This window comes from Stenotrophomonas sp. 1L-E-5-B-C3, from assembly GCF_057292075.1.
In genome coordinates this window covers 1-23,068 of record NZ_JBXAWS010000006.1, presented here as the reverse complement: position 1 = coordinate 23,068, position 23,068 = coordinate 1, and the positions used below count along the sequence as shown (strand labels likewise).

The following is a 23,068-nucleotide window of genomic DNA, read 5'->3' as shown; positions in this document are numbered from 1 at the left end:
TGGCCGGCAACCTCATGAATCTCCGGTTTCCCCACCACCGGTTTCATCGCCCCCAGCCCGGTTTCGTCGCAAACCGTTTGCGGGCGGCGGGGGCAGGGCGCCATGGTGTCCGCAGGCGGCAAGGTGCCGCCACAAGGAGACCGTGATGAAGACCCTGTTCGCGCTCGGTGTGTGGTGCCTGCTGTTCGTGCTGTGCTGGCCGCTGGCGATCCTCGCCCTGATCGCCTGGCCGTTCGTCTGGCTGCTGAGCCTGCCGTTCCGCCTGGTCGGCATCACCTTCTCGGCGCTGTTCGCGTTCCTGCGCGCGCTGTTCATGCTGCCGGCGCGCCTGCTCGGTGGCGGTCCGGTGGCCGCATGAGGGCGGTGCTGTTGGCCGCGCTGGCGCTGCTCGCGGGGCCGGCACTGGCTTCACCTCCAGCACCGCCATCGGTGTGGCTGGAGCGCCAGCAGACTGCCGCTGCCGACGAGGCGGATGCAGCGGCGGCCAACGCGGTCAAACCCAAGGAGCACTGCCGGGTAGTGAAGGAATGGAAGGCGGGTGAAACCGTGGTCCAGCACCGGATCTGTGATGATCCGCCGAAGAAGCCGGCTGAAAAGGTGTAGCGCCGAGCCGATGCTCGGCTCTTCTCCCGGGATAGCCGAGCGTGGGCTCGGCTCTACATCATCAGCGCCAAGAAAAAACCCCGCCGAGGCGGGGTTTTTTCTTGGCTGGAGTGTGCCGACCAACGGTCGGCACCCACCTGGATGCAGATCAGTTCGCCTTGTGGATGGCGCGCTTGCTGACCGCCATCGCTGCGTCGTGGATCACTTCCGACAGCGACGGGTGGGCGTGGCAGATGCGGGCCAGGTCATCGGCCGAGCCGCTGAACTCCATGGTCAGCACGCCTTCGTGCACCAGCTCGGAGACGTTGGCGCCGACCAGGTGCATGCCGAGGATGCGATCGGTTTCGGCTTGGGCCAGGATCTTCACGAAGCCTGCGGGCTCGATCATCGCCACGGCACGGCCGTTGGCGGCGAACGGGAAGCTGCCGGCCTTGTACGGGATGCCTTCGGCCTTCAGCTGGGCTTCGGTCTTGCCGACCCATGCCAGTTCCGGCTCGGTGTAGATGACCCACGGGATGGTGTCGAAGTTGACGTGGCCCGGCAGGCCGGCGATCAGCTCAGCCACCGCGATGCCTTCCTCGAAGCCCTTGTGTGCCAGCATCGGGCCGCGCACGCAGTCGCCGACCGCCCACACGCCGTTGACGCCGGTGTGGCAATGCGCATCGACTTCGATCTGGCCACGCTCGTTGATCTTGACGCCGGTGCCTTCGGCCAGCAGGCCCTTGGTGGCGGCGCGACGGCCAACGGCCACCAGCAGCTTGTCCACGGTCAGGGTCTTTTCGCCTTCGCTGTCGGTGTAGGTGACAACGACTTCCTTCTTCTTGCCCTTGCCGGTGATCTCGGTCTTGGAGACCTTGGCGCCGAGGCGGATGTCCAGGCCCTGCTTCTTGAATTCCTTGGCAGCGGTCTTGGCCACTTCGGCGTCGGCCACGGCCAGGAATTCCGGCAGTGCTTCGAGGATGGTGACTTCAGCGCCCAGGCGCTTCCACACGCTGCCCAGTTCCAGGCCGATCACGCCGGCGCCGATGACTGCCAGGCGGTTCGGCACTTCGGTGAAGTCCAGGCCGCCGACGTTGTCGACGATGGTATCGCCGTCGAACTTGGCGAACGGCAGTTCGATCGAATCCGAACCGGCGGCAATGATGACGTTGGTGCCCTTCAGCTCGACTTCCGAGCCGTCGTGCTGCTTCACCTTGACCACGTTGCCCGGCTGCAGTTCACCGAAGCCGTAGTAGGTGGCGACCTTGTTGGCCTTGAACAGCATGGCGATGCCGCCGGTGAACTGCTTGACGATCTTGTCCTTGCGGCCAACCATCGCTTCGACGTCCATCTTGGCATCCTTGAAGCTGATGCCATGGTCGCCAAAGATGTGGCCCATGTTCCAGAACTGGCGCGAGGAATCCAGCAGCGCCTTGGACGGGATGCAGCCCACGCGCAGGCAGGTGCCGCCCAGGGCCGGCTTGCCGTCCTTGCCCAGCGCTGCGTCGATGCAGGCGGTCTTCAGGCCCAGCTGTGCGGCGCGGATGGCAGCGTGGTAACCGGCCGGGCCGGCACCGATGACGACGACGTCGAATTGTTCAGCCATTGAATTATTCCTTGATGCATTACCAGAACCCCTCCGCGCAGGCGCGGAGGGGCGGGAGGTTTCTTACAGGCCGAACAGCATGCGGCCCGGGTTTTCCAGCTGGTTCTTGATGTCCACCAGGAACTGCACCGAGTCCTTGCCGTCGATGATGCGGTGATCGTAGGACATCGCCAGGTACATCATCGGCGCGATCACGACCTGGCCGTTCTGGGCGATCGGACGCTCCTTGATGGCATGCATGCCCAGGATGGCGCTCTGCGGCGGGTTGATGATCGGGGTCGACAGCAGCGAACCGAAGGTGCCGCCGTTGGTCACGGTGAAGGTGCCGCCCTGCAGTTCTTCCAGGCTCAGCTTGCCGTCACGGGCCTTCTTGGCGTAGTCGGCGATGGTGCGCTCGATGTCGGCGAACGACATGCGCTCGACGTTGCGCAGCACCGGCGTGACCAGGCCCTTCTCGGTCGACACGGCGATCGAGATGTCCGAGTAGCCGTGGTAGATGATGTCATCGCCGTCGATCGAGGCGTTGACCAGCGGGAAGCGCTGCAGCGCGTTGGCAGCGGCCTTCACGAAGAAGCTCATGAAGCCCAGCTTGATGCCGTGGGCCTTGACGAACTCGTCCTGCAGTTCCTTGCGCGCGGCCGACACCTTGGACAGGTCGACTTCGTTGAAGGTGGTCAGCATGGCGGTGGAGTTCTTCGACTCCATCAGGCGCTCGGCGATGCGCTTGCGGATGCGGGTCATCGGCACGCGTTCTTCCGGACGTGCGCCACCGGCCTTGCCGGCGCCGCCGTTGCGGGCGAAGTTGACGATGTCTTCCTTGGTCACCGCGCCGCGACGGCCGGTGCCATCGACGTCAGCCGGATTCACGCCTTCAGTGATGGCAGTGAAGCGGGCGCCCGGCGGCAGCGCGTCAGCGGCCGACTTGGCAGCCGGGGCCGGAGCAGCGGCGGCAGCGGGCGCAGCAGCGGCCGGAGCGGCGGCAGCAGCCGGAGCGGCTTCAGCGGCCGGCGCCGGAGCAGCGGCCACGGCGCCTTCTTCGATGATCGCCACGACCTGGCTGGAGGTCACGGTCGCGCCTTCGGCGAACTTGATTTCCTTGATCACACCATCGACCGGCGACGGCACTTCCAGAACGACCTTGTCGGTTTCCAGGTCAAGCAGGTTTTCGTCGCGCTTGACGGCGTCGCCCACCTTCTTGTGCCAGGTGGCGATGGTGCCGTCGGCGACGGATTCGGGCAGTACCGGGGCTTTGACTTCGGTGGCCATGCGGGAGCTTCCTGGTTTGTCTTCTAAATAGGGGGAGAGTTATTCAGCGAACGAGTCGTTGAACGGGTTGACCAGTGCATCGGCGACCAGCTGCTGCTGTTCGCGGACGTGGTCAGCCATGTGACCGGCAGCCGGCGAAGCCGAACGTGCGCGACCGGCGTAGTGCAGGTTCTGGCCATCGGCCAGGCAGAACTGCAGATGGTGGCGGATCTGGTACCACGCACCCTGGTTCTGCGGTTCTTCCTGCGTCCACACCACGTCGGTGGCCTTGCCGTACTTCTTCAGTTCGGCAGCCAGCAGCGCACGCGGGAACGGATACAGCTGCTCCACGCGGATGATCGCCACGTCGTCCTGGCCACGCTTGGTCTGGTCTTCCAGCAGGTCGTAGTAGACCTTGCCCGAGCACAGCACCACGCGCTTGACCTTCTTGGCATCGGCATTGGCATCGCCGATCAGGTGCTGGAACTCGCCATTGGCCAGCTCGTCCAGGGTCGACACGGCCAGCTTGTGGCGCAGCAGCGACTTGGGCGACATCACCACCAGCGGCTTGCGGGTGGTCAGGTGCTGCTGGCGACGCAGCATGTGGAAGGCCTGCGCCGGGGTCGACGGCACCACCACCAGCATGTTCTCCAGCGCGCACAGCTGCAGGAAGCGCTCCAGGCGCGCCGAGCTGTGTTCCGGGCCTTGCCCTTCATAGCCATGCGGCAGCAGCAGGGTCAGGCCGGAAATGCGGCCCCACTTGGCTTCACCGGCGGCGATGAACTGGTCGATCACCACCTGGGCGCCGTTGGCGAAGTCGCCGAACTGGCCTTCCCAGATGCACAGGGTGTTCGGATCGGTGGTCGAGAAGCCGTATTCGTAGGCCATCACCGCTTCTTCGCTGAGCAGCGAATCGATGATGGTGGCCTTTTCCGGCGAATCCACCAGCTGCCGCAGCGGCAGGTAGTAGTTGTCGGTCTTCTGGTCGTGCAGGATCGCGTGGCGGTGGGTGAACGTACCGCGGCCGACGTCCTGGCCGACCAGGCGCAGTGCATTGCCTTCGTCCAGCAGGGTGGCGTAGGCCAGGTTCTCGGCAAAGCCCCAGTCGCCCGGGATCTCGCCAGCGGCCATCTTGCGGCGGTCGTCGTAGACCTTGGACACGCGTGAGTGCAGCTGCACTTCTTCCGGCACGGTGTTGATCAGCTTGGCCAGTTCGACCAGCTTGTTCTTCTCGACCTTGGTCGAGATCGGATCGGACAGCTTGCCTTCCAGCAGCTTCGGCCAATCGACGAACAGCGGGCTGCTCGGCGGGGTCTTCTCGACCTTCGCCAGCTCGGTGGTCACTTCACCGGCATCCAGCTTCTCGCGGTACGCATCGACCATCGCCTTGCCTGCGCCGGCGGCGATCACGCCTGCCTTTTCCAGCTGTTCGGCGTACATCTCGCGGGTGGTGGCGTGCTTGCGGATCACCTGGTACATCAGCGGCTGGGTGATCGCCGGCTCGTCGGCCTCGTTGTGGCCCCAACGGCGGTAGCACATCAGGTCGATGACCACGTCCTTGGCGAACTTCTGGCGGAACTCGAAGGCCAGCTGTGCAGCGAACACCACCGCTTCCGGATCATCGCCGTTCACGTGCAGCACCGGGGCGGCGATCATCTTCGCCACGTCGGTGGCATAGCGCGTGGAGCGCGTATCCAGCGGGTTGGAGGTGGTGAAGCCGACCTGGTTGTTGACCACGATGTGCACGGTGCCGCCGACGGCGAAGCCGCGGGCCTGCGACATCTGGAACAGCTCCATGACCACGCCCTGGCCGGAGAAGGCCGCGTCGCCGTGGATCAGGATCGGCATCACCTGCTTGCGCGCGGTGTCCTTGCGGCGTTCCTGGCGCGAACGCACCGAGCCGGCCACGACCGGGTCGGCGATTTCCAGGTGCGACGGGTTGAACGCCAGCGCCAGGTGCACCGGGCCACCGTCGGTGGCCACGTCGGCCGAGAAGCCCATGTGGTACTTCACGTCACCGGCCGAGGCGTGCTCGTCGTGCTCGAACTTGCCTTCGAATTCGTCGAACAGCTTGCGCGGGTTCTTGCCGAGGGTGTTGACCAGCACGTTCAGGCGGCCGCGGTGGGCCATGCCGACCACCACATCCTTGACGCCATCCTTGCCGGCGCTGCGGATGATGGTGTCCATCATCGGGATCAGCGAGTCGCCGCCTTCCAGCGAGAAACGCTTCTGGCCGACGTACTTGGTGTGCAGGTAGCGCTCGAGGCCTTCGGCTGCGGTCAGGCGCTCCAGCGTGCGGCGCTGGGTGTCAGCGTCCAGCTGGTAGTTGCCGCCGGCCAGTTCCAGCTTCTTGTAGATCCACTGGCGCTGCTCGACCTCGGAGATGTGCATGAACTCCGCACCGATCGAGCCGGTGTAGGTCGCCTTCAGGCGTGCCAGCAGGTCGCGCAGCTTCATGCGCGGCTGGCCGCCGACGCCACCGGTGCTGAACTCGCTGTTGAGGTCGCCATCGGACAGGCTGTGGAACGGCAGGCCCAGGTCCGGGGTGTTGACCGGAGCAGCCAGGCCCAGCGGATCCAGGCGGGCGTCCAGGTGACCGCGCGAACGGTAGGCGGTGATCAGGCGACCGACATTGCGCTCACGCTCGTCGCCTGCACCGGTGCCGGTGCCAGCTTTCAGCGCATCCTTGGCAGCGTCCGCGATGTGGGAGATGACGGCCGAGTGGGGAATGTCACCTGCTTCGCGGCCCTTGAAGCCGTCGAAGTAGGTTTTCCATTTGGGATCGACACTATCCGGGGAGACCAGGTACTGCTCGTACAGGTCCTCGACATAGGAGGCGTTGCCGCCGGCGAGTTGCGAAGATTGCGCAAACTGCTTCAGTTGATTGTCCACGATGGAGGGTGCTGATTCGCTTTGTGGGGTATGGCTTCAGAAGGACCCGGCACGAAGATGAATAGCCATGCACGGGCGCGTTCAAACAGCCAAATTGTACCCCCAACCGGACACGAAGGGGCACCACCAAGGGCATCGCGCGTCCCCCGGTGCCGCTTCCAGACAGGTTGGGTCAGCTGCGCTGGCTCAGATGCCGAGCGCGCGCAGTTCACTGCAATCGCGTGAACGGTCCCAGATGCGCTGCAATTGCTGCTCGAACGGCTGCGAACGTGCCGGTAGCGCGATGCCGGCTTCGCCGTCGAGCCGATGCCCGATCAGACGAAAGTAGAAGTCGCCGGCATCGTTGAGCAGGCAGGCCGAGGCCAGCCCACGGTCGACCGGGTCGGTGACCTCGCGGAACTGGATCACGCTGGGCAGACGCTGGGCCAGCGCCAGCAGTGGCGCTCCGGCCGAGGCGATCGCAGCCGCATCGTGCACGATCACCCGCAGCTGCTTGTCGTGGCGGGCGGTGGCGAAGCGACGCAGGGCCGCCTGCACCGGCGGCGCATCCAGCAGGCCCGGATCCAGTTGGCGGCTGTGCAGCCACAGCTGGCGGCGGGCGCGATGGATGATGGCGGTGGTGATGGCCAGCGCCTCGGCGCGGCTGTCGATGGCGCTGGCGGCGTCCAGCCGGCGGCGCATCTGCTGGTGACCGATGCCGGCCTCCTCGAACACCTCGCCTTCGGGCAGGAAGCCCTGGCGGGCATAGAAATCGCGGGCGGGCAGCTGGGCGTGCAGGTGCAGCTCGGCCAGCCCGAGCCGCCGCCCGGCCTCGACCAGCGCCTCCAGCAAAGCCTCGCCCACCCCATGGCTGCGATGGCTGGCCAGCACCGCCATGCGGCCGATGCGGCCGTCCGGGGCCAGCCGGCCGGTGCCGACCGGCTGCCCGTCGCCATCCAGCGCCAGCACATGGGCGCTGACCGGGTCCAGCGCGTCGCGTTCCAGCTCGGCGGCGATGCCCTGTTCCTGCACGAACACGCGCTGGCGTACCTCGTGGATGGCGACGTGGGCATCGGCGTGACTGACCTGCTGGACCCGGATCATGGTGGCGACTCAGGCGCGGCCAGCACCGCTGTCGTCTTCCTCGTCGTCCTCGAAGTTGACGATAACCTCGATGCCGTCGTCGTGCACGGTCACGGAGTGGACATCGTCGGACACCGCGTCAGCGTCGATCGCATCCACGCGGTCACGGCCTTCGACGACTTCGCCGAGCACCACGGCATCCTCACCGTCGTCCTCGTCTTCGGCCTCATACATCTCGTTCGGGTCGATCAGCTGGAACACACCGCCGACCAGCAGCTGCTGGACCGCAGCGCGGCCCTTGTCGGACAGGCCGCGGTAAGCGGCGGCGTCCAGCTGTTCGGCACCGGCCAGGCGCTGCGCGTCCTTGACCGGCAGCGCGAAGTCCCGGCCGCTGACATACAGGCTGGCGCCACGCTTGGCCCGGCGCCAGGCCAGGCGTGCCCACGGGTGGCGCTGCAGCAGCAGGCCGGAGGCCAGCGCCTCGATCACTTCCTCCGGGGCCGGAGCAGCCTGGTGGGGCATCACTTCGCCGGCGGCACGGTAGGTGGTGATGAAGCGGCCGAACCAGTCACCCAGCTTGTCCGGATCGTTCATGCGGATGGCGTTGAGCGCGGTGATCACCCGAGCCATCGCCACCGTGTCGATTTCGTTCGGGTCGGCCGGTACCTTCAGGTCGCCATCCTGGTAGCGGATGTTCTCGTCGGCATCGGCGATGAGGGTGTCCAGGTAGTCGCTGATCAGCTCGGCCGACGCTGGCGCGCGCATGCCGAACGAGAAGGTCAGGCAGGGGTCTTCGGCGACGCCGTGGTGCGGCACGTTCGGCGGCAGGTACAGCATGTCGCCCGGTGCCAGCACCCAATCGTGGGTCGGCTTGAATACCTTCAGCAGCTTCAGCTCCACGTCGGGGCGGAAGCCCAGCGGCGGCTGCTTGCCCTTGATCGATTCACTGGCATCGATCTGCCAGCGGCGGTGGCCCTGGGCCTGCAGCAGGAACACGTCGTACTGGTCGACGTGGGCACCAACCGAGCCACCGGTGGCGGCAAAGCTGATCATCACGTCATCCATGCGCCAGCGCGGCAGGAAGCTGAAGTGCTCGATCAACGCACGCACGTCCTTGTCCCACTTGTCCACGTCCTGCACCAGCAGGGTCCAGTCGCGGTCGGGGAGGGCGGGGAAGATCTCTTCCTGGAACGGGCCGGTGCGTACGCGCCAGCCATCCTGGGTCTTGTCATGCTCGATCAGGCGGGCCAGCACGCCTTCTTCGCAGGCCAGGCCGGCCAGGTCTTCCGGCTGCACCGGGGTCTGGAAATCCGGGAAGGCGTTGCGGATCAGCAGCGGGCGCTTCTGCCAGAAATCGCGCAGGAAGGTGGCCGGCGCCATGCCCAGCGGCTGGCCGGGGCGGGCGGTGACTTCGATGAGGGGGGCGGAGGACTTGCGGGCGGCCATGGGGGAATCCTTGCAGCGGAAAGCGGGAGGGGCGGCGCGGCGGGCCGCCAAGGCCTCCATTGTCCGACGTTCGCCGGGATTGCGCACGTGCGCGGGTTTGTCGCGGGGTGTCCGGCCAACGGCGGAGCCCCTCGTGGCGGGTGGTTGGGTTGGTCGCTGAAAGCAAAAGCCGCGCTTGGCCGGGCGGGTGGGCCATGCAGGGGACGCTGCAAGTACGTCCTTGTAAGCTCGATGGCGCCATCCATGGCGCCAACGCCCCTGCATGGCCCACCCGCCCGGCCCCTGACAGTTTCCTGCGCGGCCCGCCACGGAATGGAAGAAGAAAAGCAAGGCAAAAGCGGGTCGCGCGCTGCGCTTGCTCATGCTCCTGCGCTCGTGGGGTCAGATCCCTTTTCCAATGGAAAAGGGATCTGACCCCATCGGACAAACGAAAGAGGGACGCGGCGAAGCCGCGTCCCTCTTTCAAATTCCGTCCCGACAACCCACCGCTCTTCGATCCGTCACCGGAAATCTGTCAGAGGTGGGTCGGGATGGGCCAGCGGGACCGTTGGCGCCATGGATGGCGCCATCGAGCCCCCAGGGATGGGTTTACGGCGTGTCCCGCTGGCCCATCCCGACCCGCCCAGCTAGCGGCAATCCAGAGCCGCTCTTGACGTTGCTGTTGTTGTTGTCGTTGCTGTTGCTGTTGCCTGCCGCAGGCAGCGCCCGCGGCCGCCGCCGCAAAGGAAACCCCTTAAATCTTCTTCGCCAGCGACTCGGCCAGACCGGTGTAGCTGCCCGGGGTCATCTCCAGCAGGCGCTGCTTCGCATCCGCCGGCAGCTCCAGCCCCTGCACGAACGCGCGCATCGACTCGGCGGTGATGCCCTGGCCGCGGGTCAGCGCCTTCAGCTGTTCGTACGGGTTCGGCAGGCCGTGGCGACGCATCACCGTCTGCACGGCCTCGGCCAGCACTTCCCAGGCTGCATCCAGATCGGCATCCAGGCGCTGCGGGTTCACTTCCAGCTTGCCCAGGCCCTTGGCCAGCGAATCCAGCGCCACCTGGCTGTGGCCGAACGCGGTACCCAGTGCACGCAGCACGGTGGAGTCGGTCAGGTCACGCTGCCAGCGGCTGATCGGCAGCTTGGCGCTGAAGTGCTCGAACAGCGCGTTGGCGATGCCGAAGTTGCCTTCGGCGTTCTCGAAATCGATCGGGTTGACCTTGTGTGGCATCGTCGACGAACCGACTTCGCCTTCCTTCAGGCGCTGCTTGAAGTAGCCCAGCGATACGTAACCCCAGATGTCGCGGGCCAGGTCGATCAGGATGATGTTGGCGCGGCGCGCGGCATCGCCGATTTCGGCGATGTTGTCGTGCGGCTCGATCTGCGTGGTGTACGGGTTGAACACCAGGCCCAGGCTGGTCACGAAGCGCTCGGCGAAGGCCGGCCAGTCCACGTCCGGGTAGCTGGCGATGTGGGCGTTGTAGTTGCCCACCGCGCCATTGATCTTGCCGGTCAGTTCGACCGCGGCAATCTGCTTGCGCTGGCGTTCCAGGCGGGCGACCACGTTGGCCAGCTCCTTGCCGAGGGTGGTCGGCGAGGCGGTCTGGCCGTGGGTGCGCGACAGCATCGGCTGGCCGGCCTGGGCGTGGGCCAGGCTGCGCAGGGAGGTGGCGATGCCGTCCAGGGTCGGCAGCAGCACCTCGCGGCGGGCCTGTTCCAGCATCAGGCCATAGCTGAGGTTGTTGATGTCTTCGCTGGTGCAGGCGAAATGCACGAATTCCAGCGCCGGGGCCAGCTCGGCGTCGTCCTTCAGCTGTTCCTTGATGAAGTACTCCACCGCCTTGACGTCATGGTTGGTGGTGCGCTCGATCTCCTTCACGCGCGCGGCCTGGGCCGGGCTGAAGCTGGCGGCCAGGGCGCGCAGGCGTGCGATGGCGGCGTCGGAGAACGGTGCCAGCTCGACGATGCCCGGTTCGGCGGCCAGGGCCAGCAGCCATTCCACCTCGACCGTGACGCGGGCCTTGATCAGGCCGTACTCGGAGAAGATCGGGCGCAGGGCGTCGACCTTGCCGGCATAGCGGCCATCGAGCGGGGACAGGGCGAGCAGGGCGGAATCGGACATGTCGGCAGGGCTGGGGCGAGCGGCGGGGGCCATATTCTACGACGCGTGGCTTTCGCATGCTTGGTAGCGCCGGGCCATGCCCGGCGGATGGTCGCCGCGCTGCGCGCTCGCCGGGCATGGCCCGGCGCTACCCGTGTAAACGGCCCTGCGGACGGAACGATCTGGCCCGTCCCCGTCATCCCGTGTCACCAGCAAGGGAGTATCGTTGGCGCAGCCGCCAGCCCGGGAAGCGACACCCTGCCAGCCGCCGCTTCCCTTTCCCCAACTGAAGTAGTGCGGAGTTGATGCAATGAGCAAAGCTGCAAGCAAGGGTTTCAGAATCGAACACGACAGCATGGGCGAGCTGCAGGTGCCTGCGGACGCCCTGTGGGGCGCACAGACCCAGCGTGCCGTGCAGAATTTCCCGGTGTCGGGCCAGCGCATGCCGCGCGGTTTCATCCGCGCGCTGGGCCTGGTCAAGGGCGCCGCCGCCGGCGTCAACGCCGAGCTGGGCCACCTGCCGAAGAACGTGGCCAAGGCCATCCAGTCCGCCGCGGCCGAAGTGGCCACCGGTGAATGGGACGCGCATTTCCCGATCGACGTCTACCAGACCGGCTCGGGCACGTCGTCGAACATGAATGCCAATGAGGTCATCGCCACCCTGGCCAACCGTGCCGGCAAGGCGGGCAAGACCAGCGTGCACCCCAACGACCACGTCAACCAGGGGCAGAGCTCCAACGACGTGATCCCGACCGCGCTGCGCGTGTCGGCGGTGCTGGCGACCCATGAGCAGCTGCTGCCGGCGCTGGTACACCTGCGCAAGACCCTGGACAAGAAGGGCCGCAGCCTGCGCAAGGTGGTCAAGACCGGCCGTACCCACCTGATGGATGCGATGCCGCTGACCTTCGAGCAGGAGTTCGGCGCGTGGTCGGCACAGCTGGCGTCGGCGCAGGAGCGTATCGAAGACAGCCTCAAGCGCGTGCGTCGCCTGCCGCTGGGCGGCACCGCCATCGGCACCGGTATCAACGCCGATCCGCGCTTCGGTACCCAGGTGGCGAAGGCGCTGAAGCAGCAGACCGGTTTCAAGTTCGACAGTGCCGAGAACAAGTTCGAAGGCCTGGCCGCGCAGGACGATGCGGTGGAACTGTCCGGCCAGCTCAATGCGCTGGCGGTGGCACTGATCAAGATCGCCAATGACCTGCGCTGGATGAACGCCGGTCCGCTGGCTGGGCTGGGCGAGATTGAACTGCCGGCCCTGCAGCCGGGCAGCTCGATCATGCCGGGCAAGGTCAATCCGGTCATTCCGGAAGCGACGGTGATGGCTTGTGCACAGGTGATCGGCCACCACACCGCCATTACCGTGGCCGGCCAGACCGGCAACTTCCAGCTCAATGTCACGTTGCCGCTGATCGCGGTGAACCTGCTCGATGGCATCGGCCTGCTGGCCAATGTGTCCACCCTGCTGGCCGACAGCGCGATTGCCGGGCTGAAGGTGCGCGAGGACCGCGTGGCCGAGGCGCTGGCACGCAACCCGATTCTGGTCACCGCACTGAACCCGATCATCGGCTACGAGAAGGCCGCGGCGATTGCCAAGCGCGCCTACAAGGAACAGCGCCCGGTGCTGGACGTGGCGCTGGAAGACAGTGGCCTGGCCGAAGCCGAGCTGCGCCGCCTGCTGGATCCGACCGCGCTGACCGCCGGTGGCATCCAGGCCGGTGGTGGTGGCGCGGGCGGTTGATCTACCGGTTGTGTAGCGCCGGGCCATGCCCGGCGAACCGCCGGAGGGCCGCGCGCTGCGCTCGCCGGGCGTGGCCCGGCGCTACCGGGTCAATGAGAAACGCCGCCCTCGGGCGGCGTTTCTTTTTTCAGCGACGGTCAGCGACGATGTTGCCGAAGGTGTCGGTGTAGTCCTTGAACTCGGGGATACGCTGGATCAGGTCAGACGGAATCACTTCCATGCCTTCGGGCGGCTGGATCTTCACCGGCTGCATGTTGGGATCGGCCGGTGCGGCCACCAGGGTGTTCTGGCGCAACACCTGCAGCTTGCCGAACATGGTCTGCAGCATCTGCTTCTGCGCGTCGTCCAGCGGAATCTGGATTTCGTCCATCTTCATCGTGCCATCGGCGAGGATGATGATGTTCGGCGCGGGTGGGCGACGCACGGTGACCATGCCTTCGCTCACGGAAATCTTGGGCTTGCCGCGCTCGGCGCGGTGGTTGCGGTAATCCTTGTCACAGCCAACCAGGCCCAGGCAGAGCAGGGCGGCCAGCAGCAGGAACAGTTTCTTCATGGCGGTTTGATCGGGTGCATCCGGGGCGGCCATTGTAAGCCCGCGCAGGCAGCGTCGGCCGGCAACGCTTGCGCGCTGCCGGCCGGGTGCGCTCATTTGCCGCAGTCAGGGATTGACGGTGTGGCCCTTGCCGGTGTCCTTGCCGCAGTCGTCCACGTCGCTCTGGTCCATCGTCGCGTAGGGCTTGAATGCCGGCAGTTCGTGCGCCAGCGCCTGCTGGCTGGCCAGCATCGCGGGCAGGCGGTCGCAGATGCGCTTGGCCTGGGCTTCGATCTTCTCGGCTTCGGCATTGATGCGCTTTTCGACACCTTCGCTGTCGCCACTGAAAATGCCCTTCAGCGCTTCGCCGGCAGCACTGGCACCCAGTTTGGCGCCTGCCAGGCCGACATCCATGCCGTCCATCGCGATGGCGACCACGTGGCCGCGGTAGTCCTGCAGATGACGGCGCTGGATATCGTTGGCGGCGATCTCCTTGCCCGCGATCAGCAGGCGGCCATCCGGCGTGATCTCCGCACGCGGCTGCTTGTCGGCGGAGATCTTGATGTTGCCCTGGGCGATGTCTTTGCGGGCATCGTTCATGGCGTCCTTGACGGTCTCGCCGACGCCGCTGGTGGCCTCGGCAACACTCTTGCCGACGGTCTTGTCAGGCGAGGAAGAGGTGCCGCCACAGGCGATCAGCGGCAGGCACAACAGGGTGGCAGGCAGCAGGCGCAACAGGTTCATGGTATTCCCCTGGGATCGGTTGGCTGAGAGTTACTTGTTGCGCGGCAGGGTGACCTTGCCGCTGACATTGCGGTGGCCGACGTCACCGCTGCCGCTGTGGTCGACGGTGAGGCTGCCGCGCACACCATCGACCTGGATGTCGCCCGAGCCATGGCTGCGGACGTGCACATTGCCGCCGATGTCGGTGAGATCGACGCCGCCGGAGCCGACCACGCCCACCTCGACATTGCCCTGCACGCGCTTGAACTCGATGTCGCCCGAGCCGACGGTGTCCAGCCGCGCGTTGCCACGCACGTCGGTGATCTTCAGGTCACCGGAGCCGACCGTGCCGGTAATGACATCGCCGCCGATGTTGCGCGCCGTAACGTCGCCCGAGCCGAGCGACAGCAGGTTCAGCGAGCTGCCACCGTCGATGTCGAGGTCGCCCGAACCCACCGCGGCATGGATGCTGCCCCGGGTGCCGCGGGCGATGGCGTCACCGGAACCGACGTCCACGCTCAACGACTGTGCGTTTTCCATGCTGGCGTCGCCCGAGCCGACCTTGACCTGCAGCGGCAGGTTGTCCGGCACGCTGCCGCGGATATCCAGCCAGGCGTAACTGTTGCCCAGGCTGATGCTGCTGATGCGGCCCTCGCGGCGCAGGCTGACCACCAGCTTGTCGCCCACCTTGCGCTGGCCCAGCACCAGCTGGTCCAGCCATTCCTGGTTGGAGGCACAGGCGCGACCATCGAGCTGGCCGCCACCGGCGCTGGCAACGACCTTCAGGTCATGCTGGTTGACCTCGAACACCACTGCCTTGGCACCAGCCACGTCCAGCTTCAACGTGCGGGCGGCAGTGAACTTGCAGTTCGGAGCATCGGCGGCCAGCGCCGACAACGGCAACAGCAACAACGCGGAACAGGCGAGCAAAGAACGCATGGGTGGTGCCTCCGGGTGGATGGAATCAGATCTCGCCGGCGCGCTTGCGCAGGCGGATGGCGAGGAAGATGAACACTGCACCGACGGCAGCACCGATCCACAGTTCCGGCATCGCCAGTGACTTCAGCTGCGAAGCGGGGGACATCAGGCTGACCACCGAATCCAGGTCACGCCGCGAACCGGCGCTGAGGCGGTACACCAGGTCCATGCCCGGCACGCCGCCCAGCAGCAGGCGGCCGACGATGTTCTGCCAGAACCAGCCGGTGCTCAGGCCGAACAGCGGCATGATCTTGGTGGTGCTGACGATGACGCCGGCAAACAGCGGCAGCATTACCGCCCACAGGAACGGCTTGCTCTTGGCCCAGGCCGAGCACAGCAGCAGCCAGCCTGCGGTAGGCAGTGCCCACAGGGCATAGACCGGAATCCAGGACAGGTGGCCGGCGGCCAGGGTCAGCGGGCTGGCCGGACCCCAGATCAGGGTCATCGGGCTGCCACCATGCATCAGGGCCACGATGCTGATGATCAGCATGAAGCCGAACATTGTGATGATGCCGGCGATCACCGCGATCAGCGGTGCCACCACCAGTGCACTGATCACCTTGGACAACACTGTCTGGGTGTCCGACAGCGGCAGCGACTTCCAGAACAGGATGCTGCGGTCGCGGCGGTCGTCGTACAGCGCGCCCAGGCAGTAGAAGAACACCACGAAGGCCAGCACCAGGAACGGCCATGCCGAGCTCAGCACCAGGGTCAGGTCGAGGCCGTTGCCGAGGTCGGTGAGGTCCTTGCTGTCGATGTTGCGGGTGAGCAGTGCCAGGTCCAGGCCGTTGACGTTCACGCTTTCGCCATCGACATGGAATCCGCCGTTGCGCGCGGCGCGATTCAGCGCGAACAGGCCGAAGGCGATGCCGACGGTACTCATCACCAGCGAAATCAGGCCGGCGATCAGCGGGGCATACAGGAATCCTCCGCGGTTTTCCCAGTACTCGCGCTTGAGCAGCCAGCGCAGCGTGCCCAGTGGGCTGACGGGGTGGTTGACGGCATTCATGCGTAGGTCCCCTTCATGATGGCGACGAACAGGTCGGCCAGGCCCGGGCTGCGGGTCTCGCCAAGGGTGGAAAGCTGGGAGCGCGGCACGCCATCGAACAGCATCACGGTCTTGCCGAACGTCAGGCTGCGTTCGTCGATCGGCTTCAGGGCGCGCGCGGTATCCAGCTGATCGGCGTTGACCAGCAGCTCGGTGTAGCGCCGTCCGACCTCGTCCATTTCCGCATCAAGCACGATGCGGCCGTCACGGATGAACATCACGTCGCTGAGGATGTGTTCGATCTCTTCCACCTGGTGGGTGGTGACGATGATGGTCTTCTGCTCATCGAAGTAGTCTTCCAGCAGGCGCTGGTAGAACTCCTTGCGGTACAGGATGTCGAGGCCCAGGGTGGGCTCGTCCAGCACCAGGATACGGGCATCGATGGCCATCACCAGCGCCAGGTGCAGCTGCACGATCATGCCCTTGGACAGTTCGCGCACGCGCTGCTTCGGCTGCAGCTTGGTGTTGGCCAGGAAGCGCTCACAGCGGGCGCGGTCAAAGCGCGGATGGACGCCGGCGACGAAATCGATCGCCTCGCGGACCTTCAGCCAGCGCGGCAGCACGGCGACATCGGCGATGAAGCAGATGTCGTTCATCAGCTCATCGCGATGCAGCCGCGGATCGCGGCCGAGCACGCTCAGCTCGCCTTCCACCGAGGTCAGGCCGAGCACGGCTTTCAGGGCAGTGGTCTTGCCGGCACCGTTGGGGCCGATCAGGCCGATGATGCGCCCGCTCGGAATGCTGAAGCTGGCATTGTCGAGGGCGACGGTGGTCTTGTAGGCCTTGCGCAGGCCTTTGGCGGTGATGACGGCATCGCCGGATGCAGCAGTAGTGGGACTGGCATTCATCAGAATTTCCCCTGGGGCAGCAATTCGTCGAGGCTCAGGCCCAGGCGCTGGATGCGCTCCAGGACCGCTGGCCATTCTTCATTGAGAAAGCGTTCGCGTTCGCTGCTGCGCAGCTGCGTGGCCGCCTGTTCGGTCATGAACATGCCCAGCCCGCGGCGCTTTTCGACCAGGCCTTCGTCGGCCAGTTCCTGGTAAGCGCGCGAAACGGTGATGGGGTTGAGCTGGTAGTCGGCGGCCACCTGGCGCACCGAAGGCAGGGCATCGCCCGGCTTGAGGATTCCGTCGAGCATCATGGCGATCACGCGCTCCTTCAACTGACGGTAGATGGGAGCACCGTCGCTCCACTGGATGTCGCTCATATTCAGCTCCGTGGGGTCAGCGGCTGGGCGAACGAGAAGTACGGCATGGACAGGGAGCTGTGCAGCCGACGCGGGGGGGAGGGGGAGGGGGCAGCATTGCCTGCCGGTGAAGCGGTCGCGTCCTGCGCACTGTCGGTTGAGGCGGGGGAGGTTGGCGCGGCCAGCCAGGCCAGCACGATCAGGGTCGAAACGGCAGCGGCCGCGGGTGCGGTGAGGTTGCGACGTATCCGGACGTTCATGGCTTCCCCCTGTCTCAGGTGACTGGTGTTGTATGCAACTATAACACCGGCACGCCGTCGTGCAAGTCCTTGCCGGCCCCAACTGATGGCAGGGGTGGTCATGGTGCTGAAACATCCATTCAAGATTTTGATTTTGAAGGGAAATAAAATAATTCGGGTGAGCAACCCAGGTCGACCTTGCATTCAGTGATGTGCATACCATGTCATTACTCCGCCGGGGTTGAAGAACGCTCCATCCAAAGGCCATGCCGCGCAAAGTGGCGGCGGGCTGCCGCAATCTGGGCCGCAAAGGCCCGGTGCTATAGTTCGGCCGATCCCCGGCCGGTGCTGGCCGGGCCCCTGTTGAATGGCTACCGCGGACCGCTCCTGATGCCCCTGCCGACTGTTTCCTCGCGCCGCCTGCGCGGCCTGTCCCTGCTGGTCCTGATGGTGGCCGGCGCTGCTGGTTCCGGCAGTGCCCTTGCTGCCGATCTGCTCGACCTGGATTACCGGCCGCTGGCCGGCAAGCAGCAGGTCAACCTGCAGCAGCGCTACCAGGGGCAGGTGCTGCTGGTGGTCAACACCGCCAGCAAGTGCGGCTATACCCCGCAGTACGAAGGGCTGGAAGCGCTGCAGAAGCGCTATGCGGGGCGTGGCTTCGCCGTGCTTGGTTTCCCGTCCAATGATTTCAAGGGCCAGGAGCCGGGTGACGAGAAGCAGATCCAGGATTTCTGCACGCTGACCTACGGCGTCAAGTTCCCGATGTTCGAGAAGGTGCATGTGGTGGGGGCGCAGGCAACGCCGCTTTACCAGCGGCTGAGCGCAGCCACCGGCGTAGCCCCGGCCTGGAACTTCCACAAGTACCTGGTCGGCCGCGATGGCAAGGTCATCGCCCAGTTCGCCAGCAAGGTGACGCCGGATGATGCACAGCTCACCGCCGCCATCGACAAGGCGCTGGCCGCTGCCGCCACGCATTGATATCCGGCATGTATGCCTCGACATCGACGGCATGCGTGCGACAATGACTCTTTTCGCGCCGACGTCGGCGCCCGGACACTTTCAGGAATGCAGCGAATGAAGATGGGAATGCGCGGCGCCGCGGCGTCGGTTCTGATTCTGGCAATGGGCACTTCGGGTGTCGCTCTGTCGCAACAACCGGCTGCCCCTGCAGCCGCCAAGGAGACCGCAACCTTGAATTCCCCCAAGCAGAAGCTCGGCTACGCCATCGGCCTGGACGTGGCCAAGTCGTTCACTCCGATTGCCGATGAAATCGACGTGGCTGCCCTGCGCACCGCCGTGGAGCGCTCCTTCGAAGGCCTGCAGCCGCAGATCACCCAGGAACAGGCCAAGGCCACCGATGCCGCGCTGCGCCAGGTGGTGATGGCCCGCAGCGGCCAGCAGGTGCCGGGTGTGGCGCCGGGTTCGCAGCCGGCGAAGGTGGACCGCGTCAAGGTGGCGCAGATGATCGGTTCCTATTCGGTCGGTCCGTCGCTGGCACAGCTGAAGGACGACATCGATGTCGCCTCGCTGTTTGACGCGATCAGCACCGGCCTGAGCAAGGGCCAGCCGAAGATGACGGAAGCTGACGCGACCGCCACCATCCAGTCGTTCATGGGCGCCAAGCAGGCCGAAATGCAGGCCAAGGCCGCCGCCGCCGCGCAGACCAACCGCGAGGAAGGCAATGCGTTCATGTCCAAGAACAAGACCCAGCCGGGCGTGGTGACCACTGCCTCGGGCCTGCAGTACCAGGTGATCCGCCCGGGTAGTGGCGAGCGTCCGCTGCCGAGCAGCAAGGTGCGCGTGAACTACGAAGGCAAGCTGCTCAACGGCACCGTGTTCGACAGTTCCTACGGCCGCCAGCCGGCCGAGTTCGGCCTGGACCAGGTGATCAAGGGCTGGACCGAGGGCGTCGCGCTGATGCCGGTCGGTTCGAAGTACCGCTTCTGGATCCCGGGCAACCTGGCCTATGGCGAAAACGGCACCCCGGGCGGCCCGATCGGCCCGAACGCAACTCTGACCTTCGACGTCGAGCTGCTGGGCGTCCTGCCGTAAGCGACCACGGAGCCTGCACGGACATGCGCGTTGCGATTTTTGGTACCGGCTACGTTGGACTGGTGACCGGCACCTGCCTGGCCGACGTCGGCCATCAGGTGGTCTGCGTCGACATCGACCAGGCCAAGGTGGATGGCCTCAACCAGGGCATCATCCCGATCTATGAGCCGGGCCTGGAGCCGATGGTGAAGGCCAACCATGCCGCCTTGCGGCTGGCATTCACCACCGACGCTGAGGCTGCCATCGATCACGGCCAGGTCGTTTTCATCGCCGTCGGCACGCCGCCGGACGAGGATGGCAGCGCCGATCTGCAGTACGTGCTGGCCGTGGCCCGCACCATTGGCCGGTACATGAGTGTGCCGACCGTGGTGGTCAACAAGTCGACGGTGCCGGTGGGTACCGCCGACAAGGTGCGCGCGGCCATTGCCGAAGAGCTGGCTGCGCGTAACGCGGACATCGCCTTCGATGTGGTGTCCAATCCGGAGTTCCTGAAGGAAGGCGACGCGGTTGCCGACTGCATGCGCCCGGACCGCATCATCATCGGTGCGACCAGCGAAGAATCGGTGGCGGTGATGCGTCGCCTGTATGCGCCGTTCAACCGCAACCACGACCGCGTGGTGGAAATGGACGTACGTTCGGCCGAACTGACCAAGTACGCGGCCAACGCGATGCTGGCGACCAAGATTTCGTTCATGAACGAAATCGCCAACATCGCCGAGCGTGTCGGTGCCGACGTCGAGCAGGTCCGCCAGGGCATCGGTTCGGACCCGCGTATCGGCTGGCACTTCATCTATCCGGGTGCCGGCTACGGCGGCTCGTGCTTCCCCAAGGATGTGCAGGCGCTGGCCCGCACCGCGCAGCAGTACGGCCTCGAGCCGAAGCTGCTGAACGCGGTGGAAGCGGTCAACGATGCACAGAAGGGCCATCTGTTCGCCCTCATCCAGCGCCACTATGACAAGGGCGAGGACGAAGGCGTGCGCGGCAAGACGTTTGCGGTGTGGGGCCTGGCCTTCAAGCCGAACACCGACGACATGCGCGAAGCCTCCAGCCGTCGCCTGCTGGCGCAGCTGTGGGAAGGTGGTGCGACGGTGCGGGCGTATGACCCGGAAGCGATGCACGAATCGCAGCGCATCTTCGGCGAGCGTGACGACCTGGTGTTCTGCAGCAGTGCCGACGAAGCGCTGCAGGGTGCCGACGCGCTGGTCGTGGTGACCGAGTGGAAGCAGTTCCGCAGCCCCGATTTCCAGAAGCTGCGCGAGCAGCTGAAGGATGCGGCGGTGTTCGATGGCCGCAATCTGTACGAGCCGGCCGAGGTGGAAGCTGCAGGCCTGGCCTACTACGGCATCGGCCGGGGGCGTTCGTTGCATGTCTGAGCTGCCGAGTGAACGCGAGCAGGCGCTGGAAGCGCGCCTGGTCGAGCTGGAAATGCGCGTGTCCTTCCAGGAACACGCGCTTGCCGAACTGAGCGATGCACTGGCCGACGCGCGCATGGAAGGCAGCCGCAATGCCGGCATCCTGCGCGTGCTGCTGGAAGACCTGGGCAAGGTCCGCAACGCTCTGAATTCTTCCGATCCGGCGAGCGAACCGCCGCCGCCGCACTACTGATCCGAACTCTATGAGCGATACCCTCCGCGACCAGCTGATGGGCCTGGGCTTCAAGCCAGCGCCCAAGCCCGAGCGCAAGAATGATGGCCCCCGCCGTGATGGCCGCCCGCAGGGCAAGGGTGGCAATGGCAATGGAAAGCCGCAGGGCGCAGGCAAGGGCGAGCACAAGCCCGGCGAGCGCCGTGGCCATGGCCACCACGCTGGAGCCGGCAAGCCCGGCGGCCAGGCGCGTGGCCAGGGCCAGCAGGGCCCGCGCAAGCCGCGCAGTGCCGAAGAGATGGATCTGGCCAAGGCCTATGCCATCCGTGCGCAGAAGGAAAAGGAAGAGCGCATCCAGGCCGAGCGCCTGAAGCAGGAAGAAGCGCGCGTGCGCCGCGAGGCGAAGGCCAAGCTGGAAGAGCTGCTGAAGGACAAGGGCCTGAATGCCGAGGAGGCCGACATTGCCCGCCACTTCCCGTACGGCGGCAAGATCAAGCGCATCTACGTGACCGCCGAACAGCTGACTGCGCTCAATGCCGGTGAACTGGGCGTGGTCCAGCTCAATGGCCGCTACCTGCTGGTCACCGCCGAAGTGCTGGCGCAGTCCGAGGCGGTGTTTGCCGCATCGGTGGCGCTGAAGGTCGATCCGAATGCGCCGGCCGAGGAAGATCCGTACGCCGACCCGCAGTTCCAGGTGCCGGACGACCTGGTCTGGTAATGAGTGCGGTTGGTTGATGGGAACGCCGGGCAATGCCCGGCGTTTTCATTGCTGGGCGCGGCTGCCGGTGCGGCGTGCGCGGATCAGCGGCAGGCTCAGCGCGAAGAAGCACAGCAGGGCACCTATCAGGGCGAAAGCACTGCCGGCCAGGAACGCGGTGCGGCCGTCGTCGATCTTCCACAGCTGGCCGGCGATGAGCGCGCCGAGCACGCCGCCGACGCCGGACGAGAATCCATACAGCAGGCCCTGGCCATGGCCGTTGAGGCGGCCCGGGAAATAAGTGGCCAGCATCTGCATCGCTGCCGCGAAGAAGGCGGCAAAGCCGAGCGCATGGGCGCTCTGCGCGACCAGCATCACCGGCAGGTTCTGCGGGAACAACGCGGTCACCGCCCAGCGCAGGCAGGAGCTGACCAGGGCGATCAGCAGCATCCAGCTGGCGTCGTAGCGGCGGAAGAAGCGGCCGATGGTGAAGAACACGCCGACCTCGAATACCACGCCGATGGTCCACAGCAGGCCGAGGGTGGAGGTGCGGTAGCCGTGGTGGTCCATGTAGACCGAGAAGAACGTGTAGTACGGTCCGAACGAGAGCTGCTCCATGAACGCGGCCAGGAAGAACGCCAGCACTGGTGGCCGGCGCACGATCTGCCAGAAACCAGTGGCATCGCCGTCGGCCTTGCTGATGTCACGTGCATAGTGGTTGCTGAAGGCCGAGGCCACCATCAACACGAACAACGGCAGCATCATCCACGGCAGCAGCGCGGCGCGGTTGCCGCTGCCATCGCCCTCGATCAACCAGCCGAACAGGGTCACGATGGCGATGAAGCCGAGCGAGCCCCAGACCCGGATCAGGCCGTAGCGATGACTGTCGCTGCCGAGGTGGGTGAGGGTGATCGACTCGAACTGCGGCATCACCGCGTTGTAGAAGAAGCAGAACACCACCATCGCCGGGTACATCCATGGCTGTGGCAGCGGCAGCAGGAAGGCGGTGAAACTGATCAGGGCCAGCACGCACCCCAGTCGCAGCAGGCGGATCGGTCGTGGCGAGGCCGCGGCCAGCGTGGTCCAGGTGCTGGGAGCGACCACACGGGTGGCATACCACAGGCCCATCATCACGCTGATGGCGGTGACGCTCATGCCGCGCGCGGTCAGGAACAGGCTCCAGTACGGAGTGAACGCACCGAGCGCCGCGTAGTAGAACAGGTAGAAGCTGGAAAGACGGGCAACGGGAACGGTCATCGCAGAATAATGCACGGTAGCGGGGGGGGAGGGCCGGGGGGGAGGAGGGGGAGGAGGGGAGGGGGCGGTGGTGACCAAGGAAGTTGGAGAGTGGGTAGGGATTGGGGGTGGACAACGATCT

General features: G+C 65.9%; 22 protein-coding genes. 8 read left to right on the top strand and 14 right to left on the bottom strand.

Features of this window, described 5'->3' with window-relative positions; translation table 11 throughout:
• Positions 1 to 145: 145 nt before the first annotated feature.
• Positions 146 to 358, top strand: a complete 213-nt coding sequence (locus AC0Z6F_RS09450) for a hypothetical protein (protein ID WP_005410275.1) — start codon at positions 146 to 148, stop codon at positions 356 to 358.
• Positions 355 to 603, top strand: coding sequence for a hypothetical protein (locus AC0Z6F_RS09445; RefSeq protein ID WP_012511583.1), 249 nt, complete (start codon positions 355 to 357; stop codon positions 601 to 603). Before AC0Z6F_RS09450 ends, AC0Z6F_RS09445 begins: the two co-directional genes overlap by 4 nt.
• 148 nt (positions 604 to 751) lie before the next feature.
• Here the strand turns inward: AC0Z6F_RS09445 and lpdA are convergent, their stop codons facing one another.
• The 6 genes from lpdA to purB all read right to left on the bottom strand — a co-directional run bounded on the left by lpdA (position 752) and on the right by purB (position 10,934).
• Positions 752 to 2,188 carry a dihydrolipoyl dehydrogenase gene (lpdA, locus tag AC0Z6F_RS09440; RefSeq protein ID WP_485617191.1) on the bottom strand — a complete coding sequence of 479 codons (1,437 nt, stop codon included), beginning with the start codon at positions 2,186 to 2,188 and terminating at the stop codon, positions 752 to 754.
• A 63-nt stretch (positions 2,189 to 2,251) separates the two neighbouring features.
• Positions 2,252 to 3,454, bottom strand: a complete 1,203-nt coding sequence (gene sucB, locus AC0Z6F_RS09435; protein ID WP_012511581.1) for a dihydrolipoyllysine-residue succinyltransferase — start codon at positions 3,452 to 3,454, stop codon at positions 2,252 to 2,254.
• A 39-nt stretch (positions 3,455 to 3,493) separates the two neighbouring features.
• Positions 3,494 to 6,325, bottom strand: a complete 2,832-nt coding sequence (locus tag AC0Z6F_RS09430; protein WP_065724239.1) for a 2-oxoglutarate dehydrogenase E1 component — start codon at positions 6,323 to 6,325, stop codon at positions 3,494 to 3,496.
• A 186-nt stretch (positions 6,326 to 6,511) separates the two neighbouring features.
• Positions 6,512 to 7,408, bottom strand: coding sequence for a GNAT family N-acetyltransferase (locus AC0Z6F_RS09425; RefSeq protein ID WP_100434974.1), 897 nt, complete (start codon positions 7,406 to 7,408; stop codon positions 6,512 to 6,514).
• A gap of 9 nt (positions 7,409 to 7,417) precedes the next feature.
• Positions 7,418 to 8,833: a ribosomal protein uL16 3-hydroxylase gene (locus AC0Z6F_RS09420; protein WP_012511578.1), complete on the bottom strand. Its 1,416-nt coding sequence runs from the start codon at positions 8,831 to 8,833 to the stop codon at positions 7,418 to 7,420.
• A gap of 733 nt (positions 8,834 to 9,566) precedes the next feature.
• Positions 9,567 to 10,934, bottom strand: a complete 1,368-nt coding sequence (gene purB, locus AC0Z6F_RS09415) for an adenylosuccinate lyase (RefSeq protein WP_100434973.1) — start codon at positions 10,932 to 10,934, stop codon at positions 9,567 to 9,569.
• Between the two features lie 289 nt (positions 10,935 to 11,223).
• Here purB and AC0Z6F_RS09410 point away from each other — a divergent pair, with 289 nt between their 5' ends.
• Complete coding sequence (locus AC0Z6F_RS09410) at positions 11,224 to 12,651, top strand: class II fumarate hydratase (RefSeq protein WP_100434972.1); 1,428 nt, start codon at positions 11,224 to 11,226, stop codon at positions 12,649 to 12,651.
• Positions 12,652 to 12,778: 127 nt separating this feature from the next.
• On the opposite strand, the gene AC0Z6F_RS09405 is transcribed toward AC0Z6F_RS09410, so the two are convergent.
• The 7 genes from AC0Z6F_RS09405 to AC0Z6F_RS09375 all read right to left on the bottom strand — a co-directional run bounded on the left by AC0Z6F_RS09405 (position 12,779) and on the right by AC0Z6F_RS09375 (position 17,378).
• Positions 12,779 to 13,204, bottom strand: coding sequence for a hypothetical protein (locus tag AC0Z6F_RS09405; protein WP_041864559.1), 426 nt, complete (start codon positions 13,202 to 13,204; stop codon positions 12,779 to 12,781).
• 105 nt (positions 13,205 to 13,309) lie between these two features.
• Positions 13,310 to 13,927, bottom strand: a complete 618-nt coding sequence (locus AC0Z6F_RS09400) for a YggN family protein (protein ID WP_100434971.1) — start codon at positions 13,925 to 13,927, stop codon at positions 13,310 to 13,312.
• Positions 13,928 to 13,957: 30 nt separating this feature from the next.
• Positions 13,958 to 14,845, bottom strand: coding sequence for a DUF4097 family beta strand repeat-containing protein (locus tag AC0Z6F_RS09395; protein ID WP_100434970.1), 888 nt, complete (start codon positions 14,843 to 14,845; stop codon positions 13,958 to 13,960).
• 25 nt (positions 14,846 to 14,870) lie between these two features.
• The gene (locus AC0Z6F_RS09390; protein WP_006376924.1) at positions 14,871 to 15,893 is read right to left on the bottom strand and encodes an ABC-2 transporter permease; all 1,023 of its coding nucleotides are present in this window, start codon (positions 15,891 to 15,893) and stop codon (positions 14,871 to 14,873) included.
• Positions 15,890 to 16,780, bottom strand: a complete 891-nt coding sequence (locus AC0Z6F_RS09385) for an ABC transporter ATP-binding protein (RefSeq protein ID WP_006376922.1) — start codon at positions 16,778 to 16,780, stop codon at positions 15,890 to 15,892. Before AC0Z6F_RS09385 ends, AC0Z6F_RS09390 begins: the two co-directional genes overlap by 4 nt.
• Positions 16,780 to 17,139: a GntR family transcriptional regulator gene (locus AC0Z6F_RS09380; RefSeq protein ID WP_012511573.1), complete on the bottom strand. Its 360-nt coding sequence runs from the start codon at positions 17,137 to 17,139 to the stop codon at positions 16,780 to 16,782. Before AC0Z6F_RS09380 ends, AC0Z6F_RS09385 begins: the two co-directional genes overlap by 1 nt.
• A 2-nt stretch (positions 17,140 to 17,141) precedes the next feature.
• A complete protein-coding gene (locus AC0Z6F_RS09375) occupies positions 17,142 to 17,378 on the bottom strand; it encodes a hypothetical protein (protein ID WP_100434969.1) in 237 nt (78 codons plus the stop codon).
• A gap of 369 nt (positions 17,379 to 17,747) precedes the next feature.
• Here AC0Z6F_RS09375 and AC0Z6F_RS09370 point away from each other — a divergent pair, with 369 nt between their 5' ends.
• The 5 genes from AC0Z6F_RS09370 (at position 17,748) to AC0Z6F_RS09350 (ending at position 21,711) form a co-directional block, all read left to right on the top strand.
• Positions 17,748 to 18,335 carry a glutathione peroxidase gene (locus AC0Z6F_RS09370; RefSeq protein ID WP_012511571.1) on the top strand — a complete coding sequence of 196 codons (588 nt, stop codon included), beginning with the start codon at positions 17,748 to 17,750 and terminating at the stop codon, positions 18,333 to 18,335.
• A 96-nt stretch (positions 18,336 to 18,431) separates the two neighbouring features.
• A complete protein-coding gene (locus AC0Z6F_RS09365) occupies positions 18,432 to 19,409 on the top strand; it encodes an FKBP-type peptidyl-prolyl cis-trans isomerase N-terminal domain-containing protein (protein ID WP_006376884.1) in 978 nt (325 codons plus the stop codon).
• Positions 19,410 to 19,432: 23 nt separating this feature from the next.
• A complete protein-coding gene (locus tag AC0Z6F_RS09360) occupies positions 19,433 to 20,782 on the top strand; it encodes a UDP-glucose dehydrogenase family protein (protein ID WP_006376882.1) in 1,350 nt (449 codons plus the stop codon).
• Complete coding sequence (locus tag AC0Z6F_RS09355; RefSeq protein WP_006376881.1) at positions 20,775 to 21,014, top strand: SlyX family protein; 240 nt, start codon at positions 20,775 to 20,777, stop codon at positions 21,012 to 21,014. The genes AC0Z6F_RS09360 and AC0Z6F_RS09355 overlap by 8 nt, the downstream gene beginning before the upstream one ends.
• Before the next feature lie 10 nt (positions 21,015 to 21,024).
• A complete protein-coding gene (locus AC0Z6F_RS09350; protein WP_012511570.1) occupies positions 21,025 to 21,711 on the top strand; it encodes a DUF2058 domain-containing protein in 687 nt (228 codons plus the stop codon).
• A gap of 45 nt (positions 21,712 to 21,756) precedes the next feature.
• On the opposite strand, the gene AC0Z6F_RS09345 is transcribed toward AC0Z6F_RS09350, so the two are convergent.
• Positions 21,757 to 22,947, bottom strand: a complete 1,191-nt coding sequence (locus tag AC0Z6F_RS09345; protein ID WP_012511569.1) for an MFS transporter — start codon at positions 22,945 to 22,947, stop codon at positions 21,757 to 21,759.
• Positions 22,948 to 23,068: the final 121 nt, after the last annotated feature.

Coding starts and splice junctions, on each gene's coding strand:
- AC0Z6F_RS09450 (WP_005410275.1), top strand. CDS start 146: ATGAAGACCCTGTTCGCGCTCGGTGTGTGGTGCCTGCTGTTCGTGCTG.
- AC0Z6F_RS09445 (WP_012511583.1), top strand. CDS start 355: ATGAGGGCGGTGCTGTTGGCCGCGCTGGCGCTGCTCGCGGGGCCGGCA.
- lpdA (WP_485617191.1), bottom strand. CDS start 2,188: ATGGCTGAACAATTCGACGTCGTCGTCATCGGTGCCGGCCCGGCCGGT.
- sucB (WP_012511581.1), bottom strand. CDS start 3,454: ATGGCCACCGAAGTCAAAGCCCCGGTACTGCCCGAATCCGTCGCCGAC.
- AC0Z6F_RS09425 (WP_100434974.1), bottom strand. CDS start 7,408: ATGATCCGGGTCCAGCAGGTCAGTCACGCCGATGCCCACGTCGCCATC.
- AC0Z6F_RS09420 (WP_012511578.1), bottom strand. CDS start 8,833: ATGGCCGCCCGCAAGTCCTCCGCCCCCCTCATCGAAGTCACCGCCCGC.
- purB (WP_100434973.1), bottom strand. CDS start 10,934: ATGTCCGATTCCGCCCTGCTCGCCCTGTCCCCGCTCGATGGCCGCTAT.
- AC0Z6F_RS09410 (WP_100434972.1), top strand. CDS start 11,224: ATGAGCAAAGCTGCAAGCAAGGGTTTCAGAATCGAACACGACAGCATG.
- AC0Z6F_RS09405 (WP_041864559.1), bottom strand. CDS start 13,204: ATGAAGAAACTGTTCCTGCTGCTGGCCGCCCTGCTCTGCCTGGGCCTG.
- AC0Z6F_RS09400 (WP_100434971.1), bottom strand. CDS start 13,927: ATGAACCTGTTGCGCCTGCTGCCTGCCACCCTGTTGTGCCTGCCGCTG.
- AC0Z6F_RS09395 (WP_100434970.1), bottom strand. CDS start 14,845: ATGCGTTCTTTGCTCGCCTGTTCCGCGTTGTTGCTGTTGCCGTTGTCG.
- AC0Z6F_RS09390 (WP_006376924.1), bottom strand. CDS start 15,893: ATGAATGCCGTCAACCACCCCGTCAGCCCACTGGGCACGCTGCGCTGG.
- AC0Z6F_RS09385 (WP_006376922.1), bottom strand. CDS start 16,780: ATGAATGCCAGTCCCACTACTGCTGCATCCGGCGATGCCGTCATCACC.
- AC0Z6F_RS09380 (WP_012511573.1), bottom strand. CDS start 17,139: ATGAGCGACATCCAGTGGAGCGACGGTGCTCCCATCTACCGTCAGTTG.
- AC0Z6F_RS09375 (WP_100434969.1), bottom strand. CDS start 17,378: ATGAACGTCCGGATACGTCGCAACCTCACCGCACCCGCGGCCGCTGCC.
- AC0Z6F_RS09370 (WP_012511571.1), top strand. CDS start 17,748: ATGCCCCTGCCGACTGTTTCCTCGCGCCGCCTGCGCGGCCTGTCCCTG.
- AC0Z6F_RS09365 (WP_006376884.1), top strand. CDS start 18,432: ATGAAGATGGGAATGCGCGGCGCCGCGGCGTCGGTTCTGATTCTGGCA.
- AC0Z6F_RS09360 (WP_006376882.1), top strand. CDS start 19,433: ATGCGCGTTGCGATTTTTGGTACCGGCTACGTTGGACTGGTGACCGGC.
- AC0Z6F_RS09355 (WP_006376881.1), top strand. CDS start 20,775: ATGTCTGAGCTGCCGAGTGAACGCGAGCAGGCGCTGGAAGCGCGCCTG.
- AC0Z6F_RS09350 (WP_012511570.1), top strand. CDS start 21,025: ATGAGCGATACCCTCCGCGACCAGCTGATGGGCCTGGGCTTCAAGCCA.
- AC0Z6F_RS09345 (WP_012511569.1), bottom strand. CDS start 22,947: ATGACCGTTCCCGTTGCCCGTCTTTCCAGCTTCTACCTGTTCTACTAC.